This is a genomic window from Streptomyces sp. NPDC030798 (assembly GCF_055572275.1).
Genome location: NZ_JBVIDR010000001.1, coordinates 312,631 through 330,567 on the forward strand (window position 1 = coordinate 312,631; position 17,937 = coordinate 330,567).

The following is a 17,937-nucleotide window of genomic DNA, read 5'->3' on the forward strand; positions in this document are numbered from 1 at the left end:
GCAGGAGAAGCCCCATGCGCAGCAGACCGTTCACGGGCCTGGTCGCCGTCGCGGCCGTCGCGGCCCTGACCGCCACCGCATGCACCGCCCAGAGCCAGGCACAGGAAAAGCCCAAGGAAAAGGCCGCGCTCTTCAAGCCCGGCTCGGAGATCAGCTACCGGAAGTACGGCAAGGACTACCCGGCGACGAAGGTCAAGGACGTCCCCGGGCCCTGCAGCTATGAATCGATCAGCCGCAAGGACTACTCCGGACAGACACTGAAGATCATCAGCCACGCCGTTCCCGTCATCGGCGAGCCGACCCAGCTGCACGCCAAGCAGTTCGAGGACATCACCGGCGGGAAGGTCGAGGTGGTCAACGTCCCCTTCGGCGAACTGCACCAGAAGATCCTCACGCCCCTGCAGGCGGGCCAGCCGGCGTACGACGTCATGTTCTACCCGTCCCTGTGGATCGGCGACATGGCCCCGTACCTGGCCCCGGTGCCGAAGACGTACCTGGACACCCCCGGCATGAAGGACGTCACCAAGGCCTACATGGACGTGGCGACCTGGAACGGGAAGGTCGTGCAGTACCCGGTGGACGGTGACCGGCACTACCTCAAGGTCCGCACCGATGTGCTGAAGGACCCCGAGTGGCAGGCGGAGTACAAGAAGGCCACGGGCAAGGACCTGGAAATCCCCAGGACGTGGGCCGAGTACCAGCAGATAGCCACGTTCTTCAGTGGCAAGGACGTGGACGGTGACGGCAAGCCCAACTACGGCAGTGCCGAGGTGACCAAGCGCGACGACCTGACCTTCTCCGCGTTCATCAGCCGTGCGGCGCCGTACGTGAAGAACCCGGACGTCAAGGGCGGAGTGTTCTTCGACGTCAAGACCATGAAGCCGCTGATCAACACGCCGGGCTTCGTCCGCGCCCTCGACGACATGGTGAAGGCCAAGTCGACCTGGGCACCCGGCGGTGCCAACTTCGGCCTGGGGGACGAGATCTTCTCCTTCGGAGGCGGCCAGACGCTGATGTCCTACTCGTGGGACGACGCCTTCATCCAGGCCCAGCAGCCGGACAGCAGGATCCGCAACAAGGTTCAGGCCGCACCGCTGCCGGGCTCCACGGAGGTCTACAACCGGACCACGAAGTCGTGGGAGAAGAAGGCGAATCAGGCGCCCTACTTCACGTGGGGATGGACCTCGGCGGTGGCCAAGGCCTCGCGCCACCAGCAGATGGCCTTCGACTACCTGTGCTTCTTCAGCAACGAGGCCAACGCTGCACTCGACCTGACCATCGGCCGATTCGGCGTCAACCCCTACCGCTACGCCCACTTCGACCCCGCGTTCTGGGAGGAGCAGGGTTGGGACAAGAAGGTCGCCGAGTCGTACGTGCGCACGCTCTCCGGTATGGAGAAGAGCCCCAACCGCGTCTTCGACCTGCGCGTTCCCGGTGTCAACCAGTACATGTCCGCGCTGGCGAACGGTATCGCCGCGGCTCTGGCGGGACAGAGCTCCCCGCAGCAGGCACTGGACGACGTGGCAAAGGAATGGTCCAAGATCACGGACCAGATCGGCAAGGACAAGGTCCAGAGCGCCTATCGCAACGTGGTCGCGCTTGAGGACAACTCCTGATCCGACGCGAGGACGCCCCGGGTGGCCGGACCGGACCGGCCGGCCACCCAGCGGCGCCCGCCCTCTTCCGCAAGGAGAACCATGGACGGCCTGCGCCGGCACAAGAGCATGTTTCTGCTGCCGGGACTGCTCACGCTCTTTCTGATCATCATCTTCCCGCTGCTGTTCACCATCCGCGTCAGCTTCTCCGGCTGGAACGTCAGCAACCCTCGGATGGACTTCATCGGAGGGGCCAACTACACCGCGATGCTGCACGACAGCCGGTTCTGGGCCTCCATCACCCGGCTGCTCCTGCTGGCGGGCGGCACGGTCCTGATCCAGTACGTCATCGGGTTCGGTATGGCCCTGCTGGTCTGGCGCAACGTACGCGGCCGCAGATTCTGGCGGGTGCTCTTCCTCGTCCCCATGATGACCACGCCCGTGGTCATGGCCGCCATCTGGCAGACGATCTTCCATGAGTCGCTGGGGCCGGTGAACGATCTGCTGGGGATGCTGGGCCTGACGAAGATTCCCTGGCTCACCGAGTCCGGTCCGGCGCTGGTCGCGCTGATGACCGTCGAGGTCTGGCAGTGGACCCCCTTCATGTTCCTGCTGCTGCTGGCAGGCCTGCTCAGCCTTCCCAAGGAACCGTTCATGGCCGCCGCGATCGACGGCGCCGGCACCTGGCGCACCTTCTGGAAGGTGACCTTTCCGCTGATGGCACCGGTCTCGGTCGCGGCGATCATCATCCGGCTGATCGAGGCGTCGAAGCTCTCCGACAGCGTCTACGTACTGACGTCCGGCGGGCCGGGGTCCTCCACGGAGACGCCGGGTTACTACCTGTACATCCAGGGGCTCCGCGATCAGCAGACCGGGTACAGCGGGGCGATGTCCCTGACCTACCTGGTCCTGATGATCGTCAGCCTCACAGCCGTCGCCGCCCTGCTCACCAGGGCCTTCAAGCTGAAGGGGGACTCATGAGGTCGCGCCTTTACCCCGTATTCAAGTACACCGTGATCGCCCTGTGGGCCTGCTTCGTCGCGGGACCGTTCCTCTGGGCGATGACGACCAGTTTCAAGGACGCCAACGCCGTCCAGGGCGGTCCCACGTATGTCCCCTGGGTGCAGTACAAGCCCACCCTCACCGGCTGGCGCAACATCTTCGGCGGAGCCGGCGGCATCGATGTGGTCGATCCCTTCGTCAACAGCGCGATCATCACCCTCGCCGCGTCCGCCATCAGCCTGGCCCTGGGGTCCCTGGCCGCCTACGCGCTGTCCCGGTACCGGTTCAGGCTGGGCTTCATCAAGAACAGCGACATCGTCTTCTTCTTCGTCTCCCAACGGATCATGCCGCCCGTCGTCCTGGTGATCCCCTTCTTCTCCCTCCTGCAGTGGGGCGGCCTCCTGGACAGCATCGCGGGCCTCGTCATCGTGACGGTCGCGCTGCTGCTGCCGATCGCGGTCTGGGTGATGGTGGACTTCTTCAACGGCATCCCCCGGGAGATCGACGAGATGGCGATGCTGGACGGCTGCCCCCCGTTCCAGACCTTCGTCCGGGCGATCCTGCCGAACTCCCTGCCCGGGCTGACCGTGGCGGCGATGTTCTGCGCCGTGTTCGGCTGGAACGACTTCTTCTTCGCCTTCCGGCTGACCTTCACCGAGGTCCAGACACTGCCCCAGGCGGTCGTCGCCCTCAACTCCTCGATACCACCGTGGTGGACGCTGTCCGCCGCCGCGCTCTTCGGCGTGGCACCGCTGATCCTGCTCGCCCTCTGGGTGGAGCGCTATCTGTCCAAGGGGAACCTGTCGGGAGCCGTCCGATGAACCTCAGCGCCACTGATCTGTGCCTCACCGTCGACGGCGTCGACCACCTCAGGAACGTGACCGCCACCTTCCAGCCGGGACGGCTCCACACCGTCATCGGCCGGACGATGGCCGGGAAGACGACGCTGCTGCGGGCCCTGGCCGGCCTGCAGAAAGTGGACTCCGGCTCGCTGACCCGGGCGGGAGACGACTTCCTGAAGACGCCGGTGTGGCGGCGCGACACCGCCATGGTCTACCAGCAGTTCATCAACTACCCGCATCTCAACGTGTTCCACAACGTGGCCTTTCCGCTGAAGCGGGCCGGGCTGTCACGGGAGGAGATCCAGCGACGGGTCCGGCAGAGCCTGGCGAGCGTGGGGCTCGCGGACTTCGAGAGGCGCAAGCCCTCCCAGCTCTCCGGCGGCCAGCAGCAGCGCGTCGCGATGGCCCGCGCCCTGGCCCGCGGTACCGGCATCCTCCTGCTCGACGAGCCACTGGCGAACCTGGACTACAAGTTGCGCGAACAACTGCGCGACGAGTTCAAGGCCCTCTTCTCGGACCGGGGCGACACGATCGTCATCTACACGACCACCGAACCCGCCGAGGCGATGATGCTCGGGGACGTGGTCCTGGTCATGCACGAGGGGCGGATCCTGCAGACCGGCACCCCGCAGGAGGTCTTCGAACGCCCGGCGACCACCACGGTGGCGTCCATCATCAACGACCCGCCCATGAACATCTTCCCGGGCCGGCTCGAGGGCGGCCAGGTCACGGTGGCCGGCTTCCAGGCCACGCACGTCTCCGCGCACCTGGCCGACCTGCCCGACGGTTCCTACCGGTTCGGCCTGCGCGCCACCGATGTCAGCCTGGCCTCCAGCGGGGTCGAGGGCGAGGTCACCTTCGTGGAGATCTCCGGCTCCGAGACCTTCGTGCACGTGGCCGTCGGCGAGACCCCCTTCGTCGTACAGATCGAGGGCATCCACGACGTCGCCCTCGGCGACCTGGTCACGCTCCGGCTCCGTCCCGACCGGCTGTTCGCCTTCGACGAGCAGGGGACGCTTCGGCGGACACCTTCGGACGATCTCGCTTCAGTGGTTTCAGGGGAAGGGCGTTGACATGGCACAGTTGGACATCGTCGACGTCGGACACGCGTACGCGCCGGGCGTCGAGGAGGAACGGTGGGCTCTCAAACCGCTGAACCTCACCTTCGAGTCCGGCAGGACCTATGCGCTGGTCGGGCCCTCGGGCTGCGGCAAGACGACGCTGCTGAACATCCTGTCCGGCCTGATCAGACCCTCTCGGGGACAGGTGCTGTTCGACGGCGTCGACGTCACCGCCCTGCCCACGAAGGCCCGCAACATCGCCCAGGTCTTCCAGTTCCCCGTCATCTACAAGTCGATGACGGTCTACGACAACCTCGCCTTCCCGCTGCAGTGCCGGCGCTGGGACAAGGCGCGGATCGACGCCAAGGTCCGGCAGGTCGCCGAGGCCCTGGACCTGCACGACCGGCTCAGGCAGCCCGCTCGCGGGCTCACCGCCGACGACAAGCAGCTGATCTCCCTCGGCCGCGGCCTGGTCCGGGACGACGTGGCGGCCGTACTGATGGACGAGCCGCTCACTGTCATCGACCCGCAGCTGAAGTTCTCGCTGCGGCGCAGGATCCGTGAGATCACCGAGCAGTTCCGGCCCACGGTGATCTACGTGACCCACGACCAGTACGAGGCGATGAGCTTCGCGCAGGAAGTGCTGGTCATGAAGGACGGCCGCGCCGTGCAGCAGGGCACCCCCGAGCAGTTGTTCGAGGCGCCCTCCTCCACCTACGTCGGCTACTTCATCGGCTCACCGCCGATGAACTTCCTGACCGTGGACAGCAGCGACGGACGCTTCGCGCTGGGCGGCCGCACGCTGTCCGTTGCCTGGGACATCGCCCGGAGCACGACCGGGATCCAGGTCGGCGTCCGGCCCGAATACGTCAAGGTCGTCCCGGAGCCCGGCCCCAACACCTTCCCCGGCCGGCTGCGGGGCGTCAGCGACCACGGCGCGCAGCGTGTGCTCGAGGTCGAGGTCGCCGGGCAGCTCGTCAGGACCAAGACGCCACGCGAGGAAGGAGTTCCGGTCGGCGAGGAGGTGCTCGTGCACCTGCCGCGCACCAAGGTCCTGCCGTACGCGGACGGCCAGTTGGTACTCCGTCCGTAACGGCCGTCGCACACCCCCGCCCCCGGCCCGCCCCACCGCGGCGGGCCACCCACCAGGCGGCACGCCGCGGCTCCCGGGGGCGCCGCGGCCGTACGGCGGCCCGTCGAGATCGTACGATCCGCCGTACGCAACGCCTGTTTGATGCAGGACGCACAGACATCAGCGAAGGAATCCCATGATCTTCATCACCGCCAAGTTCCGCGTCCGTCCCGAGCACGCCGACCGCTGGCCCGAGATCGCCGCCGACTTCACCCGGGCCACGCGCGCCGAGCCCGGCTGCCTGTGGTTCGACTGGTCGCGCAGCGTGGCGGAGCCGACGGAGTACGTCCTGGTCGAGGCCTTCCGTGACGAGGAGGCCGGGGCCGCGCATGTGCAGTCCGCGCACTTCAAGGCTGCGCAGCAGACGCTGCCGCCCCATCTGGTCGAGACGCCGCGCATCGTCAACGCGACCGTTCCGCAGGACGACTGGTCGCTCCTTGGGGAGATGGCGGTCCCGGGACAGGAGTAGCGCCCTGTCCCGACGCGTCCTCACCGGGCGTCGGCGAGCAGTGCGCTCGGTACGACCGCTGCGGTTCCCCGCTCCGTCCGCTGCGGGTGCGGGGGAACGGCAGGGCGAGTGCGGTCATTCCCAGCGCAAGGCCGAGCAGATTGCCGGCGATGTCCTGGGCGTCGGCTGCGCGCAGCAGCCACGGCACGCCGTACTGCACGGCCTCGAGAGCGAACGGCAGCGCGGCGGCGGCGACAGCCGTCAGCACGGCACGTGTCCTCGGTCGGATCTGGGCGATGGCCACCCCCAGCGGGACGAACAGCGCGACGTTCAGGCTCTGCTGGTTGACCGTGGCCAGTTCGGCAGGTCGGGGAACGTGCCAGCTGGTCTGCCAGACCGGATCGGCGTAGCGAAGGTCGTCCATGTAATGGGCGTCGAGGTTCGGCAACAGGGTGAGCGTGAGGATGCCGCCGAGGGAGAGCACCAGGAGAAAGGCCGTGAACGGGACAATGCCGAGCCATCGGCCGAGCCGGTGACGGCACAGCAGTGCGGCCAGGACGGAGAGCAGCGTCCCGGGCCAGAACAGCGGGGTGGCATGCAGAACTGCTTCGATCACGGAGGGTCCTTCAGGGTCGGCAGCGGTGGAGCCGGTGCGGGTCGGCATCACGGCTCAGGGGGCGGCGGGGCCTTCTACGGGACGGCCTGCACGGTCGAACGGCCAGGCGTTGGGCGTGCAGCCGTGCAGTCCCTTGATCTGCTGCATCATCACGGGAGCCGGGTGACCCGGGCCGGGACAGCGCTGGTGGCCGCGGCCGAGGCGATGGCCGACCTCGTGGTTGACGATCAGCGCGTGATAGGTGGCCGGCCGGCCCCGGTAGAAGGGGCTCAGCAGCAGCCATCGCTTGAGGTTGACCACGACATCGGTACCGCCCTGGCAGTTGACCTCGCCGCCGGTGTCCAGGCCGAAGCGGGCGCAGAGCCGGTCCGTCGTGGCGGGAGAGGCCAGGTGCACCGCGAAGTCGTACGGCGGCCGGTCGACGCGTTGGAAGGCGGTGCCGCTCACGGTCCAGCCACGGGGGTCCGCCAGGATGCGGTCGACCTCCCTGGCGAACGCCTGCGGATCCTGGCCGGTGCCGTCCTCGACGTCCACGGTGTAGCGCAGCGGCTTGCCGTCGCCGGACACGGCCGAGCCGCCGGTGGCCCGGGTGAACGTACCCCTGCCGTCTCGCGGGACCTCCCCGGTCGGGGCGACGGTGCTGCCGGGCGACGCAGCTGCCTGCCCTCGGCCGTCGTCATTCCCGGCCACGACGTACAGGCAGGCGAGGAGTGCTCCCAGCACGCCGACGGGCAGAACGGCGGTACGCCACGGATGTTCCTTGGTTGCACGGTGGTGCGTCATACGGCCATTGCACCGACCCTGGTGTGAACCGGGCGTGAGCGTCGGCGCTCACGGCCGCCTCGTCCCGGCGCTGCCTGCTCGGGCCGGCAGCGTCACGCACACGGTCAGCCCTCCCCCGCGGCGCGGCGCGGCGGCCGCATCGCCGCCGTGGGCCTGGGCCACGGCCCGGACGATGGACAGGCCAAGGCCGCTGCCGCGCGCCGATCCGATCCGGTCGGTGAGGCGGCGGAAGGGCTCGAAGAGCACGGGGATCTCATGCGCGGAGATCACCGCCCCGGTGTTGGTCACCTCGACCTGCGATCCCCGCGCGCCGTGCCGCGTGGTGACCTCCAGGTGGCCGCCGCGCCGGTTGTGGCGCACCGCGTTCTCCACCAGGTTGCGGATGAGTTGCTCCATCAGGATCGGGTCGCCGACGGTGGGCGCGGGAGCGAGCCGCTGCGCCATGCGCACCTCCCCCTGTGCCGCCTCCGGTCCGGCCGCCTCGACGACGGCCGCGCAGATGTCCGCCAGGTCCAGCGGAACGCGGTCGGTCAGCGCATCCTCGGCGCGGGCGAGAGTGAGGAGGGCATCGATGAGGCGCTCGTGGCGGGCGTTGACGGCGAGGAGATGCGCACCCAGCTGCCGGGTCTCGGGCGGCACGTCGCGCTGGTTCATCGCGACCTCGACCAAGGTCCGGTTGATGACCAGCGGAGTCTTCAGCTCGTGAGCCGCGTTGGCGATGAAGCGTTCCTGGCCCGCGAAGGCACTGTCGAGCCGGTCCAGCATCTGGTCGAAGGCGTCGGCCAGCCGCTTCACCTCGCCCGCAGGAAGGTCGAGGGCGATGCGCCGGTGGAGGGTTCGCCCGGCGATGCGCTCGGCGGTGGACGTGATCTGGTGCAGGGGGCGCAGCAGCCGTCCGGACACGAGCCAGCCGGCCGTCGTGGCGAGCACACCCACCACCAGGACGGTCAGACCGCCCTTGGTCAGCAGGTTCCTGCGCATCGAATCCATGATGATGCTCTTGGTGCCTGCGTCACTGTCGGATGCGTGGTCGGGCGAGAAGACGATGTCCAGGCTGTACTGCATGCTGTTGCGCACCAGAATCACGGCCCCCGCGAGAACGGCCGCTGCGGCCACGAAGAACAGCAGGCCGAACACCGCGGTCAGCCGCAGTCGCAGACTCCCGCGCCAAGGGAGCCCGGGTCGTGCGGCGGGATCCCTCCGCGAACCGTGTGGGCTCACCGGACGCGGTATCCCACACCGGTGACGGTCTCCACGACCTGCGGTTCGCCCAGTTTGCGGCGCAGCCCTCTTACGGTGACTCGGACGATCGTGGTGAACGGGTCGATGTTCTCGTCCCAGACGCGTTCCAGCAGCGTCTCCGCCGAGACCGGAGCGCCGGCCGCGCGGAGCAGCTCCTCCATTACCGCGAACTCCTTCCGGGACAGGGCGACGTGGCGGCCGTCCCGGTACGTCTCACGCAGATGGGGATCGAGCCGGATGCCCGAGCGCTCCAGTACCGGCGGATGCGGGGGCCGCGCGCGGCGGCCCAGTGCACGGATGCGAGCGACCAGTTCCGCGAAGGCGAAGGGCTTGGCGAGGTAGTCGTCGGCACCGATGCTGAGCCCGGCGACCTTCTCGGCGACGGTCGTCGACACGGTCAGCATCAGGATCCGCACGTCGGTGCCGGAGGCGGCGGTGCGCCGGCACACCTCGTCGCCGTGCAGCCTGGGCAGGTCACGGTCGAGCACCAGCACGTCGTACGCGTTGACGGCCAGGCGTTCCAGGGCCGCCTCTCCGTCGTGTACGACGTCCACTGCGAACGTCTCCTGCCGCAGTCCCCGGGCGATGGCGTCGGCAAGCATCTCCTCGTCCTCCACGACCAGAACCCGCATGCCGCCCTCACCCCTCGTTCCCCAACGCCGTGCTCCGGATGCCCGCGGTGGGCGAGCACCCGTACCCGTACAGAGGAGACGGCGTGGAGGGAACGCGCGTTCACTCGCACGCTTGACCCGAAATGATTAGCCGAGACGATGCTGTGTCAGGTGGGTCGGTCCGCCGAGGAGGAACGGCCGTTGCGCGCGATGTGCGAACGGATCCGCCGCACGCTCACCGACGACACGCCTGCCGCCGTCCCGGAAACGCCGATCAGGCCCCGCCGTACGACTCGAGGGTAGGCAGCATGTCGGGGTGGACAGGATGCTCCCGCAGCCCGACGGCGGCGGCTGCTCCGGCGTGGCGGCGAAGAGCTCAGCCCAGCAGCTCGGCGCTGCCGACCGGTTCGCGCCGTTCTTGTCCGTTGATGCGGTGCCGTTCGATGGACGAGCGCCGGTACACCTCCTGCCGCACCCGCTGGATCTCGCCGATGGGCCGGTGTTCCTCGCGTGATCGCCACGGGGTGATCGACGTGGCGTCGGCGGCCGCCAGGTTGTCGTTCCCCCCGATGTCCTGGCGCGGGAGATCCACCCGGGCGACCGTCACCCAGGGGGAAAGGTCCTCGGGCCACTTGACGGACGTGTTGTCCACCGGCATCCGGGCCAGATCGGTGTTGAGCTGGACCTGGAGCTCGAAGGAGTGGTCTCGCTCCGCGGCCTCGGCCACCAGGGTGCGGCGGAACGCCTCGTTGTCCGCGCGCACGTCCACGATCGGGTGCGTGAGGGAGGCCAGGGACGCGGCCGTCGGCACGGTACGGATTTTGGCGATGTGGTCGCCGTACCGGAAGGCGCCCATGCTGTTGTAGGTGTACGACAGCAGGTTCCTGCGCGGAACGGCAGTGAACGACAGCATGGCGAACAGTTCGTCCCACAGCCAGCTGTCGGGATCGGTGAGCGTCTGTCGGCGGGTCAGGAACTCCGCCATCCAGGTCTTGCGGCGGGCCGGGTCCACCAGAGCCTCGGGCAGTTCGGCGAACAGATCCTCGATCACCATGTAGTCGTAGGCGGTGTTCGCGAAGAAGACCTCGTTGTTGATCAGGTTGAGGTCGAAGGTTCCGCTGTCTCGTTCGTCGTCCAGCAGTGAGGGACCGGCAACCCCGAACAGCTTGATGCCCATTCCGCACGCCGCGCCCAGCTGGTGGTCGGGGCGGTGGTGGCCCAAGCCGTTCGAGTAGCGGACGAGGGCGTCGTACGCGGTCGGCCGGGCGAAGATTCCCTGCCCGTAGAAGCCAGGGTTGTCACCGACCGTGACCGTGGCCTTGAGGAGGCCGTAGGTCTTTGCGTGAGCAGCGCGAACAGCTCGGCCGACGGTTTCGCGCTCGACCGAGGCGCGAGTACGACGTGCCACCTGAGCGACAACTGCCTCCATCTCCTCCTGGTAGGACGGGCGTTCGATGGGACGGTATTCCTCGTAGCGAACGGGTTTCATGATGCCGCCTCCCTGTCATGGTGCAGTGTCCACAGACGCTAGTGTGCAATTTGATTGTGCACAACATAACTGTGGGCCATCACACGTCTCGCGGCAGCCGACCCGCTCCGTGACGACGGTTTGTCTGAGGCGTGGATTACATACCGGCGCCAGATGAAGACAGAGCCGCGCGGCCCACGTATTGCCCTGGCGGAGAGAAGAGAGGAGGCCGCGGTGCGCAGCGACGACGCCAACCCTGAGCGGAGTGCCGCCTCAGACCCTGACATCGCGCAAGAGATCAGGGACTCCTTCCAAGCCGTGCTGGAGGCTTTGGATGCGGCACGCGCCGACCTCCTGCGCGACGAGCAGCTGAAACGCGTCGAGAGCGCGCCTCAGCCCGAGAGTCGGCACGGTCACCCGGCCGAGGATGCCCGCTTTCCCCAGCCGCCCCCGTCCCCGCCCCCGCCCCCGCCCTCGGCTCCGGCTTCTTCCACGTCCGGCCGGGCGCTTCCGGTCGGACGCGTGTCGTCGGCCACGCGACCAGAGCGTCCCGAGCCCCACCGGTCGCCCGCCGCCGCATCGCTGCGGACAGGCGGGCTGCACCGGGTCGACACGCCGCATGCTGCCGTGCCGGAGCCACCGGCGTTGCCCCTCGGGCTGCAGGCCGTCCCGCTCCCGTCGCCGGGAAGGCCGCCGTCGACCGACGGACCGGGCCCGGAGGCTTTCGCACCAACCATGGATTTCGCCACTCCGGCTCCTTGGCCGGAAAGCGGACGGAGCAGGAGTCCCCGGCCGGGCAGGACCCGTGGCAGACAGCGGCGATTCACGAACCGCAGGGACCTGCGAGTCTCCGGAGTCGTGGGGCTGGGCGCGGCGAGCGGACTGATCCTCGCCGCTTGGCTGCTGACCGACCGCAACGCCGAGCCTGCGACCTCCTCTTCGCTCCCCGGACGCATGGGAGCCCCCCTGAGTCCCGCGCCGAAGGACCCCCCTCCCGAGGCTCCAGGGCAGACCGACCGCCCGCAACCCAGCACACCGGACCCGCCGCTCCCGGAAATACCGGGCACTGGCGTCCTGCGCCAAGGCGACAGCGGCCATGGGGTCTACGAGTTGCAGGTACGTCTCCAGCAGATACCGGACATCTACGACGGCGGCGCGATCGACGGCCGTTACGACGCGGAGGTCGCAGCGGCCGTGGCTCTCTTTCAGAAGCGGTACGGGGTCCGCGGCGACGAGAGCGGGGTCTACGGCGACAACACACGCTTGGCCCTCATGCTGCGGACCAAGTGACCAGGGACGGAAGGCCGGGGGCGAGGGACCAACGGCGTCGCCGATCGCGGCAGGACGGCGGACACGGCCTCCGCTCGCGTTCTTTCTGGTCGACCCTTCGGAAAGGATCGTCTAGCAGCATCTGATCGTGACCGGTTCGGTGCGGCCGAGAGCGCGCAGGTGCCGGACGGCGACTGTGCCGGCAAGTGACTCGCCGACGACCGGCATCGAGCGGGGTGCGGTCACGACACGGCTCGAAGGGCGCCGACCGGGCAGGCGTTGACGGCCGCACGCGAGGCGGTCCGATGCTCCTCGGGTATCTCTGCGCCCTCGAAGTGCTGGGTGAGTTCGGCGTCGTCGTCCAGGCTGAAGACGGCGGGGGCCTGCTCGGCGCAGAGGCCGTGGCCTTCGCAGCGCGCGTGGTCGACGGAGACCTTCATGGTGCTGTCCTCACAACGGTCATGCGTGGGGCTCACGCGGGGATGAGTTCGAGAGGCAGGCTCTCGAGGCGGTGGATGACGTTGTTCAGGGCCCACTCGGGTGTGCCGGCCACCTTGATGCGGTCGACGCGGTCGACCAGGGCGCGGAGCATGGCTGAGGTCTCCATACGGGCCAGGCCCTGGCCGGCGCAGCCGTGGGTGCCGTGCCCGAAGCCGAGTTGGCGGGCGGCGTTGCGGCGGATGTCGAAGGTGTCCGGGTCGTCCCACTCCAGCGGGTCGCGGTCGGCGGACCCGTAGAGGACCAGCACCCGGGAGCCCTTGGGGAGGGATATTCCCGCGAGTTCCGTGTCGTGGGCTGCGGTCCGGGAGAAGGCGCGGATCGGGGATGCGTAGCGGACGACCTCGTTGACCGCTTTCGGCACGAGGTCCGGGTCCGCCTTCAGCAGGCGCCACTGTTCGGGGTGAGTGGCGAACAGGTGCAGGGCACTGGAGATGGCGCTGATCGTGGTGTCCAGGGATGGCGCCAAATAGTCGATCATCATCGTGGCGCACTCGTCCGGCATGATGCGGCCTTCGTCGGCGGCACGCAGCAGGTCGTGCCCCATGCTGCCGTCCAGCACGGACCGGTCGCGCACGACACCGCGCGCGTAGCGCAGCATGCCGAGGGACGCAGGGAGGGTGCGCACCGCCTGGCGATTGAACGGACCCAGGGCGTCGAAGGTGGCGCCGGCCCATCGCAGCAGGTGCTCGCGGCCCTGCCGGGGCCAGCCGACCAAATCGGGGACGACGGCCATCGGCAGAGCCGTGGCGACCTCGACGGCATCGACCGTCCGGCGGGCGACGGCGGCCGCGACCACGGTGGCGGCCTGCTTCTCGACCGTGTCCTGCATCGTGCGCAGCGCCCTGGGGGTGAGGCGGTGCGCGAGGAGGGAGCGGCGGCGGATGTGCTCATCGCCGTCACTGAACAGCGTGGTGCCCTGGCCCACACAGTTGGCTACGGGGTTCAGGGCGACACCGCCCGAGGAGACGAAGGTGTCGTCGTCCAGCAGTACCTGCTTGCACTCGGCATAGCGCGGCAGGGCGTAGACCTTGTGCTTGCTCAGCCGGACCACGGGGCCGAGTGCCCGCAGCGCGGCGTAGTGCGGGTACGGGTCGCGGATGGCCGAGGCCGAGTACAGATCGGGGTGGTAGACGGGAATCTCCGTATGCATGGGCATGAAGTGGCCTCCTGAAGGAGCCGTGAGAGTGCGTGGTGCAGTGGAGCGCAGCCTCGGTGAATTCCGCTCCCCTCCCCCGTTGCGCAAGCGCTGCCGTCAGCGCAACCCCTCCGTGCTGACGAAATACTCAAGCTTGATGGAATACACCGTCAAGGGTTGTGGCAGAGAAAAATGATGAACTCATCAGGACTGCGGGTGCTCTTCGTGCATGTGCCGCGCCGGCGAGCTGGGCGACAAGGAGCAGGACGCGAACGCCCACCTCGGTTCGGGAACCTCACGCCGCAGGCACCGCACTGTCGACAGGGCGCCGAACACCGGGCATCGACAGCCTCCCGCTTGAGGCGGCGCACACCCGAGCCCTCGGCCCGCCGCGATCGCCACCCCGGCTGCCTTGGCGCAGGTGCACCATCACGGCAGGCACCATGAGCAAAGCCGGCCCAGCAGCGGCGGCCACGCCGAGCGGGGCCGAAGCCGGACCGAGCAGCAGCCCGGCGGCTCCGGCGAGTTCCGCCGTGCCGATGACTCGGTAGAGGCCCGTGGACATACCGAGGCGCGCAGCTGCCTGACGCATGAACGGCACGGCGGCGATCTTCGCCGGCTCTGTGGGAGGAGGACGAGGGACAGGGCGACGGCGAGGGTGGTCTGAGCGGTAGTCATGCCGATCGGTCCCGGCGTTCGGCGCCCAGGTGAACGTAATAGTCGATGAGGTCGGGGGCATCCACGGCTGCGGGGCTGACGACCCCCTCGACCGGGGCGCCCTGGAGGAGGCGTTTGACGGGGACTTCGAGTTTCTTGCCGGTGCGGGTGTGCGGGATGCCGGGGACCTCGAGGATGTCGTCGGGGACGTGGCGGGGTGAGGCGCCGGTCCGGATCGCTTCCCTGATCCTTTCGCGGAGGGCGTCGTCCAGGGTGGCCCCGGCGGCGAGCACCACGAACAGCGGCATCCAGTATCCGCCACCCGGCTCCTCCACGCCGATGACCAGCGCCTCCGCGATCTCCGGGAGGCGTTCGACGACGTCGTGGATGTCGGCGCTGCCCAGGCGGACGCCGTTGCGGTTGAGCGTGCTGTCGGAGCGGCCGTGGACGATCACCGTGCCGTGGGAGGTGAGGGTGATCCAGTCGCCGTGGCGCCACACACCGGGATAGGAGGAGAAGTAGGCGTCGCGGTAGCGGGTGCCGTCGGGGTCGTTCCAGAAGGACAGCGGCATGGACGGCATCGGGCGGGTGACGACGAGCTCGCCGACCTGGTCCACGACTGGGAAGCCCTCGGCGTCATAGGCGGCCAGCGCCACGCCCAGGTGGGGCGCGGACAACTGCCCCGCCCAGACGGGTGTGTTGGGCGCGCCGCCCGCGAAGCCGGAGACGACGTCGGTGCCGCCGCTGATGGAGGCCAACAGCACGCGGTCGCCGACGTGGTCGCGGACCCAGGGGTAGGCGGAGGCAGGCAGGGCGGAGCCGGTGCAGCCGACCACGCGGATCGACGACAGGTCGTGGACGGACGGGTCGATGCCGAACTTCTCCATGCCGAGCAGGTACTGGGGGCTGGTGCCGAAGACGGTGACCCGGTGACGCGCGGCCAGCTCCCACAGGACGTCGGGCTTCGCGAGGGGCGCCGGGCTGCCGTCGTACGTGCAGGGCGTGGCGCCGGTCAGCAGCGTCGAGGCGACGAGATTCCACATCATCCAGTGCGTGGTGGTGTACCAGAGCAGGCGGTCGCCGGAGCCCAGGTCGGAGTGCAGGCCCAGGGTCTTGAGATGCTCCAGCAGGACACCGCCGTGACCGTGGACGATGCCCTTGGGGAGGCCGGTGGTGCCGGAGGTGAACAGGACCCACAGGGGGTGGTCGAACGGCACCGGGACGCAGGTGAGTTCCTCGGTGCGGGTGGAGGCGTCCTCCCACGAGACGACCAGCGACGGATACGCCCGCGACGACCACGGCAGGCCCACGTGGTCCACCAGCACGGTGGCCTTCAACGTCGGCAGCGCGGCCGCGAGTTCGAGGGCGGCGTCCCGGCGGTCGTAGGTGGTGCTGTTGAAGAGGTAGCCGTTGGCGGCGACCAGGACGGTCGGTTCGAGCTGGGCGAACCGGTCGGCTGCCGCCTTGGGGGCGTAGTCCTGCCCGCAGACCGACCACACCGCGCCCAGGCTCGCGGCGGCCAGGAACGCGACGACTGCGTGCGGGGTGTTGGGCAGATAGCCCACCACCCGGTCGCCCGGCCCCACGCCGAGCTCGCGCAGGGTGGCCGCGATCGAGGCGACCTGGGCGCGCAGTTGGCCGGCGGTCACCTCGTAGCAGGAGCCGGTCTCGTCGAGGGCGATGACCGCCACGGCGTCGTCGGCGTGGTTGCGCAGGGCGTGGTGCGCGTAGTTGAGGGTGGCGCCCGGGAACCAGCGGGCGCCGGGCATCCGCTCCTCCGCCAGCGCCCGCTCGTACGGGGTGTCCGCGTCGATGTCGAAGTACTCCCACACCGCACCCCAGAAGCCCTCCAGATCGGTGACCGACCAGCGGTGCAAGGCGGCGTAGTCGGAGCCGGGCATCCCGACGTGGCGGGCGAAGTCCATGATGCAGCTGTCCGCGACGGCCTGCGGATCAGGCGTCAGGAAAGGGTCGGGCACGCTCATCGTGTGATGCTCCTCAGCAGGCTGTTGTCGACGGTCCGGGAGAAGGGTGGGGGCCGCGCGTGGTGTGCAGGAGGGACGCCCAGGCGGAGGTGTCCGTGAAGTCGAGGCCGCCGGCCGGGACGGTGTCCATGACGATGCGGTCGGGACGCAGCAGTACGGCGTCCGCCCGGCCCGCGCGCAGCCAGGCGGCGAGGGTGCCGTCGTCACAGAAGTCCGTGACGGGGATCGCACGGATGCCGAGTCCGTGGGCAAGGGCGTTCAGCGAGGGCCCGGGCTCGGCGGCGGTCAGGAGGGCGAAGGAGTCGCCGAGCAACTCATCGAGGCGGGTACGCCGCCCGTCGGCCGTGATCCACGGTTGCGGGCAGTAGGTGCCCACCAGGCCCCTGCGACTACGTCGCCGGACGAGGGGTCCGGTGGTCAGGGGCGGGCTGAGGTCGTGGCCGACCGCCGTGGTGAGTCCGGGTATGCGGCAGGCTACGGCCAGCAGCCTCCGGCGCACCGCGGCGGCGCCGTCCTGACCGCCGGTCATGGCCCAGCCCATGGCGACCGCGAGCCGGATGACATGGCGGGCATGCGGTTTGCGCTCGCTCTCGTACGTGCCCAACAGCCTTTCCTCGCCGCCCTGTTGGAGAACACGGGCGAGTTTCCAGGTGAGGTTGTGGGCGTCCCGCAAGCCCGCGCAAAGGCCCTGCCCGATGAAGGGCGGAGTGAGGTGGGCGGCGTCACCGAGGAGGAAGACCCGTCCGCTGCGCCAGCGGTCGGCGACACGCGCCCGGAAGGTGTACTGCGTCTCACGGACGACCTCGAAGTCCCCGTCGTACGACTGCGGCAACCACGGGGCGATCAGCTCGCGGACCGGCTCCTGGCCGTCCCGCAGCCGGAACTCCCATCGGTAGCGGTCCTCACCGACGCGCATGAAGGTGGCCGGCCGGTCCGGGTCGCAGACCTGGTCGACGCCCTCCCAGCAGCGGACGGCGGCCGTCGTGCGGACGTCGACGACGGTCCACTGCTCCTCGAAGCGCAGGTCCTCCCATACGGCGCCGATGGCCTCGCGGGTGAGGCTGCCCGCGCCGTCGCAGCCGAGGACCGCCTCGGCCCACAGCTGGTGCTCGCCGTCGTCGTCGCGGTAGGTCACGCGCACGGGGCCGGCCGTGTCCGGTCCGACGGCGGTGACCTCCACGCCGTCCCGCAGTTCGCACTCCGGGTGCCGGACCAGGGCAGCGCGCAACAGGTGTTCCAGCTCGGGCTGGTCGAACATGCTGGTCTGCGGATAGCCGTGCAGGCCGTGCTCGGTGCGGCGGAACTCGGCCATCACCCGGTGCCGGGCGTCGAGCAGCCGCAGCCCGTTGGCCGGTCGGGCGATTGCGGCGAACTCCTCTCCCACACCCGCGGCCTGGAGGATCCTGCGTACCTCGTCGTCGGTGGCGACGGCACGTGGAAGCGGGTAGACGTCCTGGTGGCGTTCGAGGACGACGCTGCGGATTCCGCGCCGGGCGAGGAGGAGGGCGGCGGTCACGCCCACGGGTCCGGCCCCGATGATCACCACGGGTACGGCTGCCGGGTTGTACTCGACGGTCATGTGCGGCTCAC

16 protein-coding genes and 1 pseudogene are annotated in these 17,937 nt (G+C 69.3%); 7 read left to right on the plus strand and 10 right to left on the minus strand.

The window, feature by feature from the left end; genetic code table 11:
* Window positions 1-14: 14 nt before the first annotated feature.
* The 6 genes from ACZ404_RS01425 to ACZ404_RS01450 all read left to right on the plus strand — a co-directional run bounded on the left by ACZ404_RS01425 (window position 15) and on the right by ACZ404_RS01450 (window position 6,101).
* A complete protein-coding gene (locus tag ACZ404_RS01425; protein ID WP_468435221.1) occupies window positions 15-1,616 on the plus strand; it encodes an extracellular solute-binding protein in 1,602 nt (533 codons plus the stop codon).
* An 81-nt stretch (window positions 1,617-1,697) separates the two neighbouring features.
* Window positions 1,698-2,576: a carbohydrate ABC transporter permease gene (locus tag ACZ404_RS01430; protein WP_468435222.1), complete on the plus strand. Its 879-nt coding sequence runs from the start codon at window positions 1,698-1,700 to the stop codon at window positions 2,574-2,576.
* The gene (locus ACZ404_RS01435) at window positions 2,573-3,418 is read left to right on the plus strand and encodes a carbohydrate ABC transporter permease (protein ID WP_468435223.1); all 846 of its coding nucleotides are present in this window, start codon (window positions 2,573-2,575) and stop codon (window positions 3,416-3,418) included. Before ACZ404_RS01430 ends, ACZ404_RS01435 begins: the two co-directional genes overlap by 4 nt.
* Window positions 3,415-4,512 carry an ABC transporter ATP-binding protein gene (locus ACZ404_RS01440; RefSeq protein ID WP_468435224.1) on the plus strand — a complete coding sequence of 366 codons (1,098 nt, stop codon included), beginning with the start codon at window positions 3,415-3,417 and terminating at the stop codon, window positions 4,510-4,512. Before ACZ404_RS01435 ends, ACZ404_RS01440 begins: the two co-directional genes overlap by 4 nt.
* Before the next feature lies 1 nt (window position 4,513).
* Complete coding sequence (locus ACZ404_RS01445) at window positions 4,514-5,593, plus strand: ABC transporter ATP-binding protein (RefSeq protein ID WP_468435225.1); 1,080 nt, start codon at window positions 4,514-4,516, stop codon at window positions 5,591-5,593.
* A gap of 175 nt (window positions 5,594-5,768) precedes the next feature.
* The gene (locus tag ACZ404_RS01450) at window positions 5,769-6,101 is read left to right on the plus strand and encodes a putative quinol monooxygenase (RefSeq protein WP_468435226.1); all 333 of its coding nucleotides are present in this window, start codon (window positions 5,769-5,771) and stop codon (window positions 6,099-6,101) included.
* On the opposite strand, the gene ACZ404_RS01455 is transcribed toward ACZ404_RS01450, so the two are convergent.
* The 5 genes from ACZ404_RS01455 to ACZ404_RS01475 all read right to left on the minus strand — a co-directional run bounded on the left by ACZ404_RS01455 (window position 6,034) and on the right by ACZ404_RS01475 (window position 10,821).
* A complete protein-coding gene (locus ACZ404_RS01455; RefSeq protein ID WP_468435227.1) occupies window positions 6,034-6,696 on the minus strand; it encodes a VanZ family protein in 663 nt (220 codons plus the stop codon). The genes ACZ404_RS01450 and ACZ404_RS01455 overlap by 68 nt on opposite strands.
* Window positions 6,697-6,750: 54 nt before the next feature.
* Window positions 6,751-7,479: a DUF3152 domain-containing protein gene (locus tag ACZ404_RS01460; RefSeq protein ID WP_468435228.1), complete on the minus strand. Its 729-nt coding sequence runs from the start codon at window positions 7,477-7,479 to the stop codon at window positions 6,751-6,753.
* 48 nt (window positions 7,480-7,527) lie between these two features.
* On the minus strand, window positions 7,528-8,625 hold the full coding sequence (locus tag ACZ404_RS01465; RefSeq protein ID WP_468435821.1) for a sensor histidine kinase: 1,098 nt from the start codon (window positions 8,623-8,625) through the stop codon (window positions 7,528-7,530).
* A gap of 71 nt (window positions 8,626-8,696) precedes the next feature.
* Window positions 8,697-9,353, minus strand: a complete 657-nt coding sequence (locus ACZ404_RS01470; RefSeq protein ID WP_468435229.1) for a response regulator transcription factor — start codon at window positions 9,351-9,353, stop codon at window positions 8,697-8,699.
* A 355-nt stretch (window positions 9,354-9,708) separates the two neighbouring features.
* Window positions 9,709-10,821, minus strand: a complete 1,113-nt coding sequence (locus ACZ404_RS01475; protein ID WP_468435230.1) for a catalase family protein — start codon at window positions 10,819-10,821, stop codon at window positions 9,709-9,711.
* Between the two features lie 933 nt (window positions 10,822-11,754).
* Between ACZ404_RS01475 and ACZ404_RS01480 the strand changes: the two genes are divergently transcribed.
* Complete coding sequence (locus tag ACZ404_RS01480; protein WP_468435823.1) at window positions 11,755-12,090, plus strand: peptidoglycan-binding domain-containing protein; 336 nt, start codon at window positions 11,755-11,757, stop codon at window positions 12,088-12,090.
* Window positions 12,091-12,311: 221 nt separating this feature from the next.
* Here the strand turns inward: ACZ404_RS01480 and ACZ404_RS01485 are convergent, their stop codons facing one another.
* The 5 genes and pseudogenes from ACZ404_RS01485 to mhpA form a co-directional block, all read right to left on the minus strand.
* Window positions 12,312-12,509: a ferredoxin gene (locus ACZ404_RS01485; RefSeq protein ID WP_468435231.1), complete on the minus strand. Its 198-nt coding sequence runs from the start codon at window positions 12,507-12,509 to the stop codon at window positions 12,312-12,314.
* 32 nt (window positions 12,510-12,541) lie between these two features.
* Window positions 12,542-13,726, minus strand: coding sequence for a cytochrome P450 (locus tag ACZ404_RS01490; protein WP_468435232.1), 1,185 nt, complete (start codon window positions 13,724-13,726; stop codon window positions 12,542-12,544).
* A 274-nt stretch (window positions 13,727-14,000) separates the two neighbouring features.
* On the minus strand, window positions 14,001-14,444 hold the full coding sequence (locus ACZ404_RS01495; protein ID WP_468435233.1) for a DoxX family protein: 444 nt from the start codon (window positions 14,442-14,444) through the stop codon (window positions 14,001-14,003).
* A complete protein-coding gene (locus tag ACZ404_RS01500; protein ID WP_468435234.1) occupies window positions 14,380-16,347 on the minus strand; it encodes an acetoacetate--CoA ligase in 1,968 nt (655 codons plus the stop codon). Before ACZ404_RS01500 ends, ACZ404_RS01495 begins: the two co-directional genes overlap by 65 nt.
* Window positions 16,344-17,926: pseudogene (mhpA, locus tag ACZ404_RS01505) on the minus strand (bifunctional 3-(3-hydroxy-phenyl)propionate/3-hydroxycinnamic acid hydroxylase MhpA). The gene ACZ404_RS01500 and the pseudogene mhpA overlap by 4 nt, the downstream one beginning before the upstream one ends.
* Window positions 17,927-17,937 lie beyond the last annotated feature (11 nt).

Coding starts and splice junctions, on each gene's coding strand:
- ACZ404_RS01500 (WP_468435234.1), bottom strand. CDS start 16,347: ATGAGCGTGCCCGACCCTTTCCTGACGCCTGATCCGCAGGCCGTCGCG.
- ACZ404_RS01475 (WP_468435230.1), bottom strand. CDS start 10,821: ATGAAACCCGTTCGCTACGAGGAATACCGTCCCATCGAACGCCCGTCC.
- ACZ404_RS01470 (WP_468435229.1), bottom strand. CDS start 9,353: ATGCGGGTTCTGGTCGTGGAGGACGAGGAGATGCTTGCCGACGCCATC.
- ACZ404_RS01440 (WP_468435224.1), top strand. CDS start 3,415: ATGAACCTCAGCGCCACTGATCTGTGCCTCACCGTCGACGGCGTCGAC.
- ACZ404_RS01450 (WP_468435226.1), top strand. CDS start 5,769: ATGATCTTCATCACCGCCAAGTTCCGCGTCCGTCCCGAGCACGCCGAC.
- ACZ404_RS01430 (WP_468435222.1), top strand. CDS start 1,698: ATGGACGGCCTGCGCCGGCACAAGAGCATGTTTCTGCTGCCGGGACTG.
- ACZ404_RS01485 (WP_468435231.1), bottom strand. CDS start 12,509: ATGAAGGTCTCCGTCGACCACGCGCGCTGCGAAGGCCACGGCCTCTGC.
- ACZ404_RS01490 (WP_468435232.1), bottom strand. CDS start 13,726: ATGCCCATGCATACGGAGATTCCCGTCTACCACCCCGATCTGTACTCG.
- ACZ404_RS01460 (WP_468435228.1), bottom strand. CDS start 7,479: ATGACGCACCACCGTGCAACCAAGGAACATCCGTGGCGTACCGCCGTT.
- ACZ404_RS01435 (WP_468435223.1), top strand. CDS start 2,573: ATGAGGTCGCGCCTTTACCCCGTATTCAAGTACACCGTGATCGCCCTG.
- ACZ404_RS01480 (WP_468435823.1), top strand. CDS start 11,755: ATGGGAGCCCCCCTGAGTCCCGCGCCGAAGGACCCCCCTCCCGAGGCT.
- ACZ404_RS01445 (WP_468435225.1), top strand. CDS start 4,514: ATGGCACAGTTGGACATCGTCGACGTCGGACACGCGTACGCGCCGGGC.
- ACZ404_RS01495 (WP_468435233.1), bottom strand. CDS start 14,444: ATGCCCCCGACCTCATCGACTATTACGTTCACCTGGGCGCCGAACGCC.
- ACZ404_RS01425 (WP_468435221.1), top strand. CDS start 15: ATGCGCAGCAGACCGTTCACGGGCCTGGTCGCCGTCGCGGCCGTCGCG.